Below are 14,646 nucleotides of genomic sequence, written 5' to 3'. Positions count from 1 at the left end.
AGCTCTGACCGCAAAAGGAGCGCCCAGCCCATGTCGTCAACCAACCGCCTGCTGGCCCGCCGCGCCGGCATCGACACCTACCAGCAGCCCGTGGTCTACATGCGCAGCGACTGCGCGGTATGCCGGGCCGAGGGCTTCCAGTCGCAGGCGCAGGTCGAGGTGATCGCCAACGGGCGCCATCTGTTTGCAATCCTGCACCAGGTGAACGGCGACTGGCTGCGCGGAGACGAGATCGCGCTGTCGGAATCGGCTTGGACCCTGCTGGGTGCCACCGAGGGCGAGGAGCTGGTGGTGCGGCATCCGCCGCTTCTCGAGTCGCTCGCGCACCTGCGCAGCAAGGTGCATGGCGGCAGGCTGGACTTCGTCCCGCTGCGCGCGCTGATGGAAGACGCCAGCCGGGGGCGACTCGCCGACATCCACTTGGCGTCGTTCGTGACGATCTGCGCCGGGCGCGGCCTCGACCTGGACGAGACCGTGGCGTTGACCCGCGCCATGGTCGACGTCGGAGAACGCATCGACTGGGGCACTTCGCCTGTGATGGACAAGCACTGCATCGGCGGTTTGCCGGGCAACCGGACCACGCTGCTGGTGGTGCCGATCATCGCCGCCTGCGGCCTGGTGATGCCCAAGACCTCGTCGCGCGCCATCACCTCGGCGGCCGGCTCAGCGGATGTGATGGAAACGCTCGCGCCGGTCGATCTGGACTTGGCGGCCATGCGCCGCGTGGTCGAGCGCGAAGGGGGTTGTGTCGTCTGGGGCAGCGCCATGCGCGTCAGCCCCGCCGACGATGTACTGATCCGCGTGGAGCGGCCACTCGGCATCGACAGCGAGGGCCTCATGGTGGCGTCGATCCTGTCCAAGAAGGCCGCGATGGGTTCCCAGCGCGTGTTGATCGACATTCCTGTCGGCGCGTTGGCCAAGGTGCGCACCGATGCCGCCGGCGGCCAGCTTTCGCGCAGTCTGGTCGCGGTGGGCGCGGCGCTGGGCCTGCAGGTGCAGACGGTGTTCACCGACGGAAGCCAGCCGGTCGGCCGCGGCGTCGGACCCGCACTCGAGGCGATGGACGTGATGGCGGTGCTCGAACGTAGCCCCGACGCGCCGTCGGACCTGCGCGAGCGCGCACTGCTGCTGGCCGGGCTGTTGCTCGAACTCGCGGGCAAGGCGGCGCCCGGCGCCGGCTACGCGCTGGCGCGTGCGGTCCTGGACGACGGGCGCGCGCTGGCCCGCTTCATCGCAATCTGCGAAGCGCAGGGCGGCTTGCGTGTGCCGCCGAAGGCCGCCCACACACACTGCGTGACGGCGCCCGCGGCCGGGGTGGTCTCGGCCATCGACACTCGCCTTGTGGCGCGCATGGCCAAGCTGGCCGGTGCGCCGCGCGATCCCGCAGCGGGTGCCTCGATGCATGTGCGCGTGATGGACCGCGTGGAGCGCGGACAACCGCTCTTCACCTTGCACGCCGGGAGCCTCGGCGAGTTGCAGTACGCCTCGAGCTTCGTGCGCTCTCAGCTCCCAGTCGTTCACATCGAGGCGGGGACCTGAGACCCCGGGGGCAGGGGCGGCGTGGGCCGATCTACCTCCCGGCTGCGAGCCGCGGGGCCGGGCATTGCGACGGGTCGGCACCACCGTTCCCAGCGTGACGGCAACAGGACCCCGACCCTTGGTTCTGCGCGCAGGAAGCCGGGCCTTGATCTGCCTCAACCGATGGTCGCTGGTCTTGCCTAGAGTGATGGCAAGCCTGTCCTTCGCCTAAGAAAACGACCAAAGGAATCCGATGGTTCCCGATTCAAACAATCGTTCCAACACGAGCGGTATTCCCGCCGATGCCGTGCGCGACCTGTTCCAGCAGACGGCGCGCCCCGAGAGGCAGCTGCATCCGCGCTTCTGCCTGCTGCGGGATCGGGCCGAGTTCGCGCCTGCACGCTCGCTGGTGAGCAAATTGCATGGGGCGAGAATTCGCGACATGCGGCCGGACTACTTCCAGCATTTCCAGGGAGAGGATTTCGACACCGCGCTCTTCGAACTCTTCCTTGTTGCGCTGTTCGAGGCCGCGGACCACCGAGTCGATTTCCGGCCTGACGTCCCGGCCCTTCTCTTGACAAAAGGCGGCGCCACGGCCGCCGTCGATGCGCTCACTGTCGGAACACCGGTCATCGGGGTCGAACCCCAACTCACGTCGCCACGGCCGACTGCATCCGAGCCTCAATTCCGCGGTTTGGGCGACATTCTCTTCCAACGGCTGCATCAGCGCGGCTGGCGTGCGCCCCATGCGGAAGGTCATCCCTTTGTCCTCGCCATTCAGGACTTTGACCACGGGCGGACTCAGGGCGCGCCATCCGCACTCCTGCATTTCCTCTATGGAGGATCTGGAATGTCGCATGAGCTCGGCGAACTTTTCCCGGACGGCTTCTTCGGTCACCAGGAAGCCGAGCATGTTTCCGGCGTCCTGTTCTGCAACGACGCCACGATCGCGAAGTTCAACCGGCTTGGACAGGAAGAGCATGCAGCCAGTGCAGCAAGGATGCTGCGCCACGGCGCTTGCCTCGCAGACAACGGAGACAGCTCCACGCCAACCGGTTACGCCTACGAAGTGGGCCAGCGGGGCACACAGCGTGAACAGTGGAACGAAGGCACGGTGCTGATCCACAACCCTTTCGCTCTGCATCCCCTGCCGCCGGACTGGCTCGGTGCCTCCGCCGAGTTGAAATGCAAGGACGGGCAGACCACGGAATGCCTTGCACGGGGGTTTCATCCGTTCAGTTCGACGACAGAGCTGCTGCGCCAAGACGCCCCTACATGGTGGGTCGACGAGCGAAAGCGCTTTCTTGCGCAGGAGCAGGTGACCCATCCCTCCGCGTGAACGAGATACGGATTCCGCTGCACTCAGGAAGGAAAATCCAAGTAAAGATCCTCGTGGGCACCGACGGTTCGACGTACGCCTCGAGGGCCGTCAAGTAGGCCGTCAAGCTGATCGGGTGGCTGCGCCCGACCGCCCATTCGATCAACCTCGTCAGCGTGCACGACAACACCAACCGGCGCGTTCGGCGGTAGCACAAGACAAGAGCGGATGCGCCGCGGTCCGCAGGTCACATCAATCGCAATCCCCGAGCGAGTCGCATGGAGGTGGTGGGGGAGCCTGGTGAGCTGCCAGTCTTGGCGATCTCGGAACGACCTTCTTCCGTGATGCGCGTCACCGTCGCCATCGCCGATTTCACATACAGTCCCTTGCGAGGAAGCGGTGCAATCCCGGCCTCGATCAGACCGGTGGCGACGAGCACCGACACATGCCGAATTTCTTCTGGCTGAACCACCTGCACGGGTAGCGGGGTCTGGGAAAGCCTCACCAAGAACAAGAGCGGCATTGAATCCTCTGGTTGCCTTGAACAAAGTTATCTTTCGTCACACATCCGTGGCTTGATCTGGCGCAAAGCGGTCTGATGCCGGGCCGACGAATCCAAGGAGCACCGGCGCCGCGTTGACTCAGGTCAAGGCCCTTATGGCGCGCGGTGCGAAGCTCGGCGCCGGGCAGCCCAAGGTAGCGGCCCTTGCGCGGCACGGGCCCTTTCGCTCATGCTCTCGACCGCAGCAACGGAGACAGGATCGATGGACACGACACTGGTGAAGGCATTGCGCGAGGCGCTGCAGCGCGGAACCGGTGCGCGCGTCGAGGTGGTCGAGACGCACATCTCCTGGGTGCTGCTGACGGCGACGTTTGCCTACAAGCTCAAGAAGCCCGTGCACCTTCCCTTCGTCGACTTCGCGAGCATCGCGGCACGCAGGCATTTCTGCGAGGAGGAGCTACGCTTGAACCGCCGTTTCGCGCCCTCGCTGTACCTGGACGTGGTGCCGGTGTGCGGCGCGCCCGAGGCGCCGCGGTTGGGCGGCGACGGCGTGCCGATCGACCACGTGGTGCGCATGCGGCGCTTTCCGGAGTCGTCACTGCTGCGCAACCTGTTGGTGGCCGGCCGGCTGGAGCCGGCTTGGCTTGACGGCTTCGCACAGCGGCTTGCGGCGCTGCAGGAGGCGGCCGAGCGCATGGGGCCGCCCTCGGCGTGCGGCGCGCCCGACGTCATCGTTCGCGCGGCCCTCGACGTGGTGCGCCAGCTGCTCGCGCAGCGCAGCGACGGCCGCCTTGCGCTCCTGAGCACATGGATTCAAGACCAGTCGCAGGCGCTGCACATGGCCTGGATCGAGCGCCAGCAGGGCGGCGCAGTACGCGAATGCCATGGCGACCTGCACATGGCCAATATGGTCCTGGTGGACGGCGAACTCACTGCCTTCGACTGCATCGAGTTCGATCCGATGATGCGCCGGATCGATGTGATGAGCGACATCGCGTTCCTCACCATGGACCTGAGGGCTCATGGCCGCGCCGACCTCGCGTTCCGTTTCCTGGATGCGTGGCTGCAGCACAGCGGCGACTATGCCGGCGCGCAGGTGCTGCGCTTCTACGAGGTGTACCGGGCGTTGGTGCGGGCCATGGCCGCCGGCCTGGGGCCGCAGGTCGCGACCGCTTCGGCGGGCACATCGAAGCCCGACTATCTGGCGTGCGCCGCGCAGCTGGCACAGGATCCGCGGGGGCGTGCGCGCCTGCTGATCACGCACGGGTTCTCGGGTTCCGGCAAGTCGGCGCTGGCCTCGCAACTGCTATGCGCTGCGGGCGCGGTGCGCGTCCGCTCGGACGTGGAGCGCAAGCGCCTGTTCGGACTCGCTCCGCTTGCCAGCTCCGCCGCGCAGGGCCTGGCCATCTATGGGGAGCAGGCCACGCGGCGGACCTTCGAGCGCTTGCGCGCCTGCGCGCACGGCGCCTTGCTGGCAGGCTATCCCGTGATCGTGGATGCGGCCTTCCTGCGCCGCGCTGAGCGGCGCAGCTTCCAGGTGCTGGCGGCCGAGCTCGGCGTGCCTTTCGCCATCCTTGACTGCCGTGCCGCCGAAGCCGTGTTGCGCCGCCGCGTGGCGCAGCGCGGGGCCTCGGGCGCGGACGCATCGGAGGCAAACCTAGGGGTGCTGGAGCGCCAGCTCGCAGCGCACGAGCCTCTGGAGGCCGACGAGCGTGCGCTGGCCCTCGCGGTCTTCACCGACGACGCGGTCGACATCGCTTCGCTCGAGGCGCGTTGGCGCGCGAAGACCTGAGCGGCGCCGCAGCCGCTTCGGCGTTCATTTGCCGCCGGCCGGGGCGCTCGTGCGGCGCGGTCCGGGCGCCGGTGACCAGGCGGGCCGTTCGGCGCGTACGGAGTCGACCACGACCAAATAGCGTCCCGGGCTTGCGATGGGGGTGTGGTCAGCCGGCAGCATCCACATGGGCAAGCCCTGCGCCGCAGCCGCGATGTAGTCGGCATCGAGCACGCCGAAGTGGTCGAGCAGCCGGTTCAGGCTGGCCGGGATACCGATGCAGCCCTTCGACTGGACGCTGCCGAGCCGCGGCTCCAGCAGGTCCGGATCGGTGGCATGCATCTGCAATCGCATCGTGCCGGTGCCGCCCTGGCCCCAGAGTCGCCGGGCCTGCTGCCATCCCAGGTCGAACACGCGCAGGCCCTTTGCCCCGTAGCCGCGGATACCGGACTTGTTGCGGGTGCCTTCGGCGCGGAAGTCGGGATTGGCGGTGGAGTGCTCGAACACTCCGAGTGGGGTCTCGAAATGATCGAACTCGCCGCCGCGGCCGGTGGACGCGGCAGCGGCTCCGATGAGCAGCGGCGCGGCGCCGTCGTTCAACCAATAGATGAAGATGGCCTGGACGTTCGGGCTGCGGTCGACAAGTGCGACGTATTGCGCCGTGGGCGCAATGCCGGCCTGTGCGAGCGCGCCGAGCGCCAGTTCTCCGTACCGCCTGGCTTCGTCGGGCGGCGGGTCGAGCCGATGCTCCACCCGCGCGCGGAAGGCCTCGGCCAGCTCAGAGGGGGACGCGGGCCCGGCGAGTGCGCCGACCGCGCTGAGCGTTGCAAGAGCGATCGCGAGCGTTGCGATGAGGGACGCAACGCGAGTCACAGAAATTCCATGCGAGTCTGCGAGACCTCACCACAGGCGCGGCGGACGCGCCTGCATGTGGTGCCAACGCGTGTCCAGGCCGAGCATGGAATAGATGGGGCAGGCGCCGATCACCCCAGTGAGCAATCCCAGCGTTCCCAGGTAACCCCAGGACTCGACGGTGCCGGCCGCGGCAAGCGAGACCAGCAGCATGCCGGATGCGATGCGCAGGGTGCGGTCGAGGATTCCAAGGTTGTTCGACATCCGGTTCCTCCTGGCTGAAGTGCTACGGCGGGATCCTGCACGCGAGACGCGCGGGCCGCATTGCGATGGATCAAGCGGGCGCTTGGGTCGGCCCGGACTGTTCGACCCGAACAAGATCGGGTGCATCACCACGGTGGCCATCGGGGCATGACCACGATCCTTGATCCGAACTCAAGTGCTCTTCGCGGCCGTACGAATGGGGAAGCGCATTCACCAGACGTTCGCCTCGGCGCCGAGCGCCGAGCGCCGAGCGTCGAGTTTCCGGTCCGCTTGACGCACCACCCGCACGCCGGCCCGGAGTTGACAAAGATCAGAGCGAGAGAGGACCTCAGGGCGCAGGATCGGTGCATGCCCCTGGATCCACAGCTCCCCGTCTTCCGTGCCCGCGGCCTCGGAAAGACCTATCACGCGGGCGATGTCGACGTCGTCGCATTGCGCGACGTCGATCTAAACATCGAGGCTGGCGAGTTCGTGGTTCTCCTCGGTGCTTCCGGCAGCGGTAAATCGACGCTGCTCAACATCCTGGGCGGCCTGGAGGTGGCCAGCACCGGCAGCCTGCACTATTTCGGGCAGGACCTGATCGCCGCCGGCGACAAGGCGCTCACGCGCTACCGGCGCGAGCACGTGGGCTTCGTGTTCCAGTTCTACAACCTCATTCCCAGTCTTACGGCCCACGAGAACGTGGCCCTGGTCACCGACATCGCCGCCGACCCGATGCCGATCGACGACGCGCTGGATCGCGTGGGCCTGTCGGCGCGACGCGACCATTTCCCTTCGCAGCTCTCGGGCGGCGAGCAGCAGCGCGTGGCGATTGCAAGAGCCATCGTCAAGCGGCCCCGGGTGCTCCTGTGCGACGAGCCGACGGGTGCGCTCGACTATGCGACCGGCAAGCTGGTGCTCGACGTGATTGCCCGCGTCAACCGCGAGCTTGGCACCACCACGCTGGTGATCACGCACAACGCCTCGATCGCAGGCATGGCCGACCGCGTGATCTCGCTGGGTGATGGCCGGGTGCAGAAGATCGAGCGCAATGCGCATCGGCTCGCGCCGGCGGAACTGTCCTGGTAGCACGGCCGTGAGAGCACTCGACCGCAAGCTGCTGCGCGACCTGCGCACGATGTGGAGCCAGGTGCTCACGATCGCGCTGGTGGTGGCCAGCGGCGCCGGTGGCTTTCTCACGAGCCTGTCGGCGATCGACTCCCTGGCCGCCGCGCGCGACGTCTTCTATGCGCAGGGGCGTTTTGCAGACATCTTCATCACGGTCAAGCGCGCGCCGCTTGCGCTCGTCGAACAGCTGCGCGAGGTGCCCGGCGTGGCGGAGGCCCAGCCGACCATCGAGCAGATCGTGCGCATCCAGCTGCCCACGAGCACCGACCCGGTGCTCGGGCAGCTGATCGGCATCGACCGCACCGTGCCGCCGCGCCTGAACCAGGTGAGTATCGTCGCCGGGCGCGGGCTGTTCGACGGCGCTGCCCCCCGGGGTGGCGGGCTCGAAGCCATCGATGCGCTCGTGTCGCTGGGCTTTGCACAGGCGCGCGGCCTGAAGCCCGGCGACACCTTCGGCGCGCTGCTCAACGGCCGGCAGCGGCAACTGCGCATCGTCGGCACCGCCGTGTCGCCGGAGTTCGTCTTCGCGGGCCTGTGGGGCATGCCGGACCAGCGCGGTTTCGGCATCATCTGGGTCGACCAGGAGGTGCTGGCCGGTGCCTACGACATGGAAGGCGCGTTCAACACGCTAGCGGTGCGGCTCGCCCCGCTAGGGGCGCGGCGTGTCTCCGACGCCGAGGTGGCCGATGCGCTGGCCCAGCCGCTGGCGCGCTTCGGCGGTGCCGCCCCGCGCACGCGAGAGGAGCAGGTGTCCCACGCGATGCTCGACAACGAGATCAAGGAGCAGCGGGTGCTCGGCATCATGCTGCCGTCCATCTTTCTAGGGGTGGCGGCGTTCCTGCTGAACGTGGTCGTGGCCCGGCTGATCGCCACCCAGCGCGAGCAGATTGCCGCGCTGAAGGCACTGGGCTATGCGAACCGCACCATCGCCGCCCACTTCCTGAGCCTGGTGCTCGTGATTGTCGCGCTGGGCCTTGCTTTGGGCGTCGCGCTCGGCGACTGGCTCGGCGCTCGCCTGGTCGGCCTTTATGCAGAGGTCTTTCACTTCGCGGATTTCGAGCACCGCATGGATCCGCGGCTCGTGCTGCTGGCGGCCGGGGTGACGCTGGCAACCGCGCTGCTGGGCACGCTCTCGGCCATTGCGGCAACCGTTCGGCTGACGCCGGCCGAGGCCATGCGGCCGCCGGCGCCGGGCAGCTACCGCCGCACACTGGCCGAACGCCTGGGCATCACACGCCTCAGTCCGGCCGTGCGCATGATCCTTCGCAACATGGAGCGCCGCCCGTTGCGCACGGGCCTGTCGATCGGCGGCGTCGCGGCGGCGATAGCCATCGTGGTGATGGGCAACTTCTTTCGCGACGCCATCGACGTGATCGTCGACAGCAGCTTCACCTTGTCGATGCGCAGCGACGTCTCGGTCTGGCTCGTGGAGCCGGCGGACAACGCCGTGGCGCTGCAGCTCGCGCGCCTGCCCGGTGTGCTCTCGCATGAGTCGCTGCGCGATGTGCAGGTGACGCTGGTCAACGGCCATCTGCGCAAGCGCCTGCAGATCCGGGGCGGCCCGGTGCGCAGCGAACTGCTGCGCATCGTGGATGTGGGCGGGCGGCAGTCGGTTCCGCACGGCGAAGGCTTGCTGCTGACCGACCGGCTGGCCGAGAAGCTGGGACTGCGCGTGGGCGACGTGGTGCGCGTCGAGGTGCACGAGGGCCGCCGGCGCGCCTTTGAGGCACGGGTGGACGGCACGGTGCGCGAGATGATGGGACTGAATGCCTACATGAACCGCGAGGCGCTGAACCGCGCGCTGGGCGAGGGCGACATCGCCACCGGCTTCCTGCTCGCGCTGGAGCAGGGCAGTGAGGCGCGGCTGCTGCAGGCGGTCCAGGCGCTGCCGCGCGCGGCCGGGGCGTTCAGCAAGGCGGCGATGCTGCGCAACATGCAGGAGGTGACGGCGCGCAACATCCTCATCATGAGCACGGTGCTCACGCTGTTTGCCGCGGTGATCGCCGTGGGCGTGGTCTACAACAACGCGCGCATCGCGCTGGCCGAGCGTGCCTGGGAGCTCGCGAGCCTGCGCGTCCTCGGCTTCACGCGCGCCGAGGTATCGGGCCTGCTGTTGGGTGAGATGGCCATCGGCATCGCCATCGCCCTGCCGCTGGGCATGCTGGCGGGCGATGCCCTGGTCCACCTGATCGCCATGCTGCTGAAGTCCGACCAGTTCCTGTTTCCCGTGGTGATCCGTGCGCGGACCTACGCCTTGGCCGGGCTGGCCGTGGTGCTGGCTGCTGCGGCCAGCGCGCTGATCGTGCGCCGCCGCATCGATCGCATCGACATGGTCTCGGCCCTGAAAACGAGAGAGTGAACCCTGTGACCTCGAAAAAAACTTTGTGGATATCGATCTCGGCCGGCGTCGCCGTCTCGGCTGCGCTCCTCTGGGCCTTCGCGCCACGGCCGCTGGACGTGGAGGTGGCCCGTGCGAGCATGGGTCCGTATGAACAGGCCGTCCTCGAAGACGGCCGGACTCGCCTGCGCGACCGCTACGCGCTGAGCGCGCCGCTGACCGGCCGCCTGGCCCGCATCGCGCTGCGCGAGGGAGATGCGGTGGAAGCCGATGCGGTGGTCGCCACCATCACGCCGGCGCTCTCGCCCATGCTCGACGAGCGCACACGGCGCGAGCAGTCCGCCCGCGCGGAAGCCGCCGAAGCGGCGGTGCGCAGGGCCGACGCCGGCGTGCAGCGCGCGCGCGTCGCGGTGGAGCAGGCGCGTATCGAGTTGCGGCGCAGCGAGCAACTGGCGCAGCAGCAGTTCATCTCGCCGGCCAAGGTCGACACCGACCGGTTGGCGCTGGAGGCCGCCCTGATGGAGCTCGAATCAGCCGTGCAGTCGCGCCAAGTCGCGGGGCATGAGCGTGACACCGCGCGTGCCGCGCTCATCGCGATCCGCACACCCGGTTCGGGCGAAGGAAGCTTTGCATTGCGCTCCCCGGTGAGCGGCCGCGTCCTGCGCGTGGCGCAGACGAGCGAGGCAACCGTGATGCTCGGAGCGCCGCTGATCGATATCGGCGACACCACGCGGCTGGAGGTCGTGGCAGAGCTGCTGACCACCGATGCGCTGCAGGCGCTTCCAGGCGCGCCGGTGCGCATCGAGCGTTGGGGCGGCGACGGTGTGCTGGAGGGCCGCGTGCGCCGCGTGGAACCGGCCGCGTTCACCAAGGTGTCGGCGCTGGGCGTCGAAGAGCAGCGCGTCAATGTCCTGATCGACCTCGTCGGACCGCCTGATCTCTGGAGGACGCTGGGCGACGGCTATCGGGTCGGGGTGCGCATCGTGACCCTGTCGCGCCCCTCGGTGCTGCGCGTACCGGTGAGCGCGGTCTTTCCGCAGCCCGGCGGTGGCATGGCCGTGTTCGTGGTGAGGGCGGGAAGAGCGCAGCTTGCGCCGGTCGATTTCGGTGGACGCAACGGCAGCGAGGCCTGGGTGCGCGGGGGACTTGTCGAGGGCGCGGAGGTGATCGTCCATCCGGCGGCGACGCTGCGCGACGGCATGCGTGTGAAGGTGCGTGCGGTGCGCTGAGGCTTTCGCTGCAGGCCATGGCCGGACGCCGGCGGGACCGTGGGCGTCCGGCCACAGTCGTTCACTGGATCGCGAGGGTGCTGCGGCCGGCGCCTTCCCGCTTGGGCAGCGTCAGGCGCAGCACGCCGTCCTCGAGCTTGGCCACAGCGGTCTTCTCGTCGATCTCGGAAGCTAACGAGAAGCCGCGCGACACGGTGCCCCGGTAGGTCTCTGTGACCAGGGCGCGCCCATGCTTCTTTTCCTGGTCCTTCTTGACCTCGGCGGAGATCGACACGTAATTGCCGTCGATCGAGACGCGGACGTCTTCCTTCTTCGCGCCGGGGATTTCGGCCGTGACAAGGTATTCCTTGTCGTTCTCGTTCACATCCAAGCGAATGTCCGCGGGCAGTTCGACGTCATCGATCAGCTGCAGCGGGCGCGCCCAGCGGCGCAGCATGTCGGGAAAGAGGTTTTCGAGCCGGTCAAGGCGAGTGAGTGCGTTCATCGGTTTGCTCCACAAGGTTGGTTGGATTTCGCACCGGACCTGCCCGCGAGTGGGCAGCAGCGCGAACGTTCACTCTAGGCAGTTGGACGCCGTGGTACTTTGCGCTGGGTCAACCGCAGCAAGGGCCCCCATGGGCGAAGAGTCACGAGCGGCGCAGGGAGATTGATGCACGTCAACACGCGAGCGCGTCGGGCGCGCAAGCTCGCTATTCCAAGGAACTGCCATGCGCCTCGCCCACTCCGGAAACAGCTCCCATGTTGCCCATCCTTGATCCGTGGCAGACATGTGTTGTCGCAGCGGACGTATCCGTCGTCACGCGTGCCTCCGACGAGGCACTTTGGCGCCTGCGCGCCAGCCGCCTGGCGTCTCTCTTCTCGGCTGCCGCCGCAGGATCGGCCCGGTATCGGCAGGTGTTTGGCGGCCGCGAACCGGCGGCCGCCAAACTGGAGGACCTGCCGATCGCGCACAAGAAGGAGTTGATGCGCGACTTCAAATCATGGGTGGCCGATCCGGCGCTGGAGCTGGGCAGCCTGCGGGACTTCGTGGCGGACAGTGCGAACATCGCCAAGCCCTGGCTCGGTCGCTACATGGTCTGGGAGAGTTCCGGCAGCACCGGCGAGTCGGGCCTCTTCGTCCAGGATGCGGCAGCCATGGCGGTCTACGACGCGCTCGAAGCCGTGCGCCGGCCGGTGCTTCGGCCGCTGCAGCGGTGGCTGGATCCGTGGGGGCTGACCGAGCGCATCGCCTTCGTTGGCGCGACGGGCGGCCATTTCGCGAGCACGGTGTCGGTCGAGCGGCTGCGCAGGCTCCAGCCCGGCCTGTCGGACCGTCTGTGCAGCTTCTCCTTCCTGCAGCCCATCGACGCACTGGTCGCGCAACTGAATGCGTTCCGCCCGACGGTGCTCGCCACCTATCCGAGCGCGGCCGTGCTGCTGGCGCAGGAGCGGCGCTGCGGGCGATTGAAGGTGTCGCTGCAAGAGATCTGGACCGGCGGCGAAGGCTTTTCCCGCACCAGGCGCGCCTTCGTCGGGAAGGCGTTCGAGTGTCCGGTCGCCAACAGCTACGGCGCTTCGGAGTTCCTGTCGCTGGCCTTCGAATGCAGCTTCGGCGTGCTGCATCTGAACAGCGACTGGGCGATTCTGGAGCCAGTCGATGCGCACGGTATGCCCGTCCCCGCGGGCCGCGCCGGCACGACGACGTTGCTGACCAATTTGGCCAACCACGTGCAGCCGCTGATCCGATACGACCTGGGCGACCGCGTCACGCTGCTGTCGCCGCGCTGTGCGTGCGGCTCGCGGCTTCCAGCCATCGAGGTCGACGGGCGCGAAGACGACACGCTGGTGTTTCGCGGTGCCCGCGGTACGCCGCCCGTCAAGATCGTTCCGCTGGCCGTGAGCACAGTGCTCGAGGAAGAGGCCGGCCTGTTCGATTTCCAGCTGCTGCAGCGGGGCCCCGTCGAGCTGCTGCTACGGACCAGTCGAAGCGGGCCGGAGACCCAAGCGGCGCTGAAGAAGGCTGGACGGATGCTCGAAGACTTCTTGGCGGCACGGGGGGCGGACGGCGTCCGCATCCGGTGCCACGTCGGCGAGAGCGGCTGCTGCGGCCCGAGCGGCAAGATGAAGCGCGTGATCTCCTCGCAGCGCTGACGATTCGCCGCAAGGGAAGGGGCGCCGCCGTCCCACAAGCGCAGGGCCCTGCAAAATTAAAGGCCGACGATGGAGGCACCACGGTGCCGGCGGCGCTGCGGAGCCGCGCAGCTGCTTGCCCGAATGCCTCGTGCTCGCCGTGGCGGCCGCCCCCGCTGCGCAGGTGGCGCGATTGCGAGCGAGGGTGGACGCCCTCGTCGCCTTCTGGCCTCGAAGCCGCTCGTCGCCGTCGCGGCGTGCTGTCGGCATTTCAACCAGACCGTCGACGAGCGACTGGCGACCTGCTGGCCGCGCACGCAAGGACGGGCCGGCGCCACCACGTACTTCTCGATGATCACGCTCCTTTCTTGGACCTGGCGTGCGTGTTGCCCCGGCAAGGGATGGCGTGCACAACGGGGCTATCGCGGTCGTTCAGTTGCATCTGGCCGAGCGCGGGGCAGCGATATCCTTCCTTGCGTCAGCTTCGAGGTGTCTGACGCCAACTTGTCGAGAATCTTGTCGTGTCTCTGGCACCGGGCGGTGGGACCGGCCCGTTCATGAGCCGGAAAGGACCATGAGCACGCGCTTCAGATAGCCTGAAGCCTGCGGCAGCCATTTCTCCGGACGGCGGGGATCAGGTCCCATCAGATGCGCAACGCTCAGGCGTGCCCGCATCAAGGCATTCTTCGCGGTGTACAGGCGCAGCAGTGCCGGCGCTGGCGCATCGCCCAGGACTGTCGCGATGCGGGTGCACAGCCGCGGGCCGATCGATGCGTCGCCCACGACGTCGCATTCCAGGCCCAGAAAGCACAGTTCGTCGAAGGGGTCGACCTCGCCCAGGCGGGCATCGAACTCGAGCGCGTCGAACACGGCCGGTGGCTCGACGAGGCAGACGTGCTCGGCGCGAAGATCGCCGTGCCCTTCGACCAGACGGCCGTCGGCCACGCGCGCGCGCAGCAGCCCTTCGTACTGTGTCAGCGCCTCGTCCGTCGCCTGGCAGGCTTCGGGAACGTGCGGGAGGGCGAATGCGGCACGCTCGAGCATGCGCGCGCTGAGCGCGATGTCATGGCGAAGCCGCGCGACATATTCGCCCTCGTCGACCGCAGCGCGTACCGCACCGCGGTAGAAGGCTGCCAGGGTGGCGCTGAGTGCGTCGATGTCGCCCGGGCGGAGTTCGCGGCGCCGGATGAGCTCGTCGAGCATGCGCTCCTGCGGAAGGCGCCGCATCACGACGGCCCAATCCGCGGTTTGCCGTCCCGGCTGGACGAAGGCCTCTCCAACGGCGCTGAGCCTGCCGCCGTGCCATTGCAGCGCTAGCAGGCCCAGATAGACATCCGGCGCCAGCCGCCGGTTCAGCCGCAGCTCCCTACGGGCATTGCATTCACGCGCTCCCAAGCTCGAATAGTCGACTGGGGGATAGACCACGGGCTTCTTGAGTTTCAGCACCTGCGTATTGCCGACAAGCACCCATGACATATGGGTCTCGATGCGCTGCGCATGCGCGCCCGCATCGTTCGCCGCGAGAAAGGACTCGAGGCATCGCAGCTTTGTTTCAATGTCCGGCTGCCGATCGGCTGGCCGCTCGCCAGCCGCCGAGGGCAAAGGGGTAGGAGTGGCCAGGATTTCCATCGCGAAGGG

General features: G+C 68.1%; 12 protein-coding genes. 7 read left to right on the top strand and 5 right to left on the bottom strand.

Annotation, left to right across the window (positions count from 1 at the left end):
- Positions 1-30 precede the first annotated feature (30 nt).
- Both RZE79_RS32945 and RZE79_RS32940 read left to right on the top strand, forming a co-directional pair.
- Positions 31-1,539, top strand: coding sequence for a thymidine phosphorylase family protein (locus RZE79_RS32945; RefSeq protein WP_319361534.1), 1,509 nt, complete (start codon positions 31-33; stop codon positions 1,537-1,539).
- A 232-nt stretch (positions 1,540-1,771) separates the two neighbouring features.
- On the top strand, positions 1,772-2,857 hold the full coding sequence (locus tag RZE79_RS32940; protein ID WP_319361532.1) for a hypothetical protein: 1,086 nt from the start codon (positions 1,772-1,774) through the stop codon (positions 2,855-2,857).
- A gap of 226 nt (positions 2,858-3,083) precedes the next feature.
- Here the strand turns inward: RZE79_RS32940 and RZE79_RS32935 are convergent, their stop codons facing one another.
- Positions 3,084-3,359, bottom strand: coding sequence for a hypothetical protein (locus tag RZE79_RS32935; RefSeq protein ID WP_319361531.1), 276 nt, complete (start codon positions 3,357-3,359; stop codon positions 3,084-3,086).
- Between the two features lie 241 nt (positions 3,360-3,600).
- Here RZE79_RS32935 and RZE79_RS32930 point away from each other — a divergent pair, with 241 nt between their 5' ends.
- A complete protein-coding gene (locus RZE79_RS32930) occupies positions 3,601-5,130 on the top strand; it encodes an AAA family ATPase (protein ID WP_319361529.1) in 1,530 nt (509 codons plus the stop codon).
- A 24-nt stretch (positions 5,131-5,154) separates the two neighbouring features.
- Here the strand turns inward: RZE79_RS32930 and RZE79_RS32925 are convergent, their stop codons facing one another.
- Both RZE79_RS32925 and RZE79_RS32920 read right to left on the bottom strand, forming a co-directional pair.
- The gene (locus tag RZE79_RS32925; protein WP_319361527.1) at positions 5,155-5,982 is read right to left on the bottom strand and encodes a murein L,D-transpeptidase; all 828 of its coding nucleotides are present in this window, start codon (positions 5,980-5,982) and stop codon (positions 5,155-5,157) included.
- 27 nt (positions 5,983-6,009) lie between these two features.
- A complete protein-coding gene (locus tag RZE79_RS32920; RefSeq protein ID WP_319361525.1) occupies positions 6,010-6,225 on the bottom strand; it encodes a DUF2892 domain-containing protein in 216 nt (71 codons plus the stop codon).
- Between the two features lie 348 nt (positions 6,226-6,573).
- Here RZE79_RS32920 and RZE79_RS32915 point away from each other — a divergent pair, with 348 nt between their 5' ends.
- From RZE79_RS32915 to RZE79_RS32905, 3 genes are read left to right on the top strand one after another with little or no spacing between them, the layout of a single operon-like run.
- Positions 6,574-7,293, top strand: a complete 720-nt coding sequence (locus RZE79_RS32915) for an ABC transporter ATP-binding protein (protein WP_319361523.1) — start codon at positions 6,574-6,576, stop codon at positions 7,291-7,293.
- A 7-nt stretch (positions 7,294-7,300) separates the two neighbouring features.
- Positions 7,301-9,691: an FtsX-like permease family protein gene (locus RZE79_RS32910; RefSeq protein ID WP_319361521.1), complete on the top strand. Its 2,391-nt coding sequence runs from the start codon at positions 7,301-7,303 to the stop codon at positions 9,689-9,691.
- A 5-nt stretch (positions 9,692-9,696) separates the two neighbouring features.
- The gene (locus RZE79_RS32905) at positions 9,697-10,899 is read left to right on the top strand and encodes an HlyD family efflux transporter periplasmic adaptor subunit (protein WP_319361519.1); all 1,203 of its coding nucleotides are present in this window, start codon (positions 9,697-9,699) and stop codon (positions 10,897-10,899) included.
- Positions 10,900-10,960: 61 nt separating this feature from the next.
- Here RZE79_RS32905 and RZE79_RS32900 read toward each other — a convergent pair whose 3' ends face one another.
- Positions 10,961-11,383, bottom strand: coding sequence for an Hsp20 family protein (locus RZE79_RS32900; RefSeq protein WP_319361517.1), 423 nt, complete (start codon positions 11,381-11,383; stop codon positions 10,961-10,963).
- Positions 11,384-11,637: 254 nt separating this feature from the next.
- On the opposite strand from RZE79_RS32900, the gene RZE79_RS32895 reads away from it, so the two are divergent.
- Positions 11,638-13,029 carry a phenylacetate--CoA ligase family protein gene (locus RZE79_RS32895; RefSeq protein WP_319361515.1) on the top strand — a complete coding sequence of 464 codons (1,392 nt, stop codon included), beginning with the start codon at positions 11,638-11,640 and terminating at the stop codon, positions 13,027-13,029.
- Between the two features lie 534 nt (positions 13,030-13,563).
- Here the strand turns inward: RZE79_RS32895 and RZE79_RS32890 are convergent.
- On the bottom strand, positions 13,564-14,637 hold the full coding sequence (locus tag RZE79_RS32890) for a hypothetical protein (RefSeq protein ID WP_319361513.1): 1,074 nt from the start codon (positions 14,635-14,637) through the stop codon (positions 13,564-13,566).
- Between the last annotated feature and the right edge of the window lie 9 nt (positions 14,638-14,646).

Origin of the sequence: Variovorax sp. EBFNA2 (genome assembly GCF_033802765.1) — a bacterium.
Classification (GTDB): domain Bacteria; phylum Pseudomonadota; class Gammaproteobacteria; order Burkholderiales; family Burkholderiaceae_C; genus Variovorax; species Variovorax paradoxus_H.
Note: the sequence above shows the minus strand (reverse complement) of the source record. Positions and strands in the feature narration are given on the sequence as shown.

Bases quoted from the DNA above. Each gene is read 5' to 3' on its own strand.
- RZE79_RS32945 (WP_319361534.1), top strand. From the start codon at position 31: ATGTCGTCAACCAACCGCCTGCTGGCCCGCCGCGCCGGCATCGACACC.
- RZE79_RS32930 (WP_319361529.1), top strand. From the start codon at position 3,601: ATGGACACGACACTGGTGAAGGCATTGCGCGAGGCGCTGCAGCGCGGA.
- RZE79_RS32935 (WP_319361531.1), bottom strand. From the start codon at position 3,359: ATGCCGCTCTTGTTCTTGGTGAGGCTTTCCCAGACCCCGCTACCCGTG.
- RZE79_RS32940 (WP_319361532.1), top strand. From the start codon at position 1,772: ATGGTTCCCGATTCAAACAATCGTTCCAACACGAGCGGTATTCCCGCC.
- RZE79_RS32890 (WP_319361513.1), bottom strand. From the start codon at position 14,637: ATGGAAATCCTGGCCACTCCTACCCCTTTGCCCTCGGCGGCTGGCGAG.
- RZE79_RS32920 (WP_319361525.1), bottom strand. From the start codon at position 6,225: ATGTCGAACAACCTTGGAATCCTCGACCGCACCCTGCGCATCGCATCC.
- RZE79_RS32915 (WP_319361523.1), top strand. From the start codon at position 6,574: ATGCCCCTGGATCCACAGCTCCCCGTCTTCCGTGCCCGCGGCCTCGGA.
- RZE79_RS32900 (WP_319361517.1), bottom strand. From the start codon at position 11,383: ATGAACGCACTCACTCGCCTTGACCGGCTCGAAAACCTCTTTCCCGAC.
- RZE79_RS32895 (WP_319361515.1), top strand. From the start codon at position 11,638: ATGTTGCCCATCCTTGATCCGTGGCAGACATGTGTTGTCGCAGCGGAC.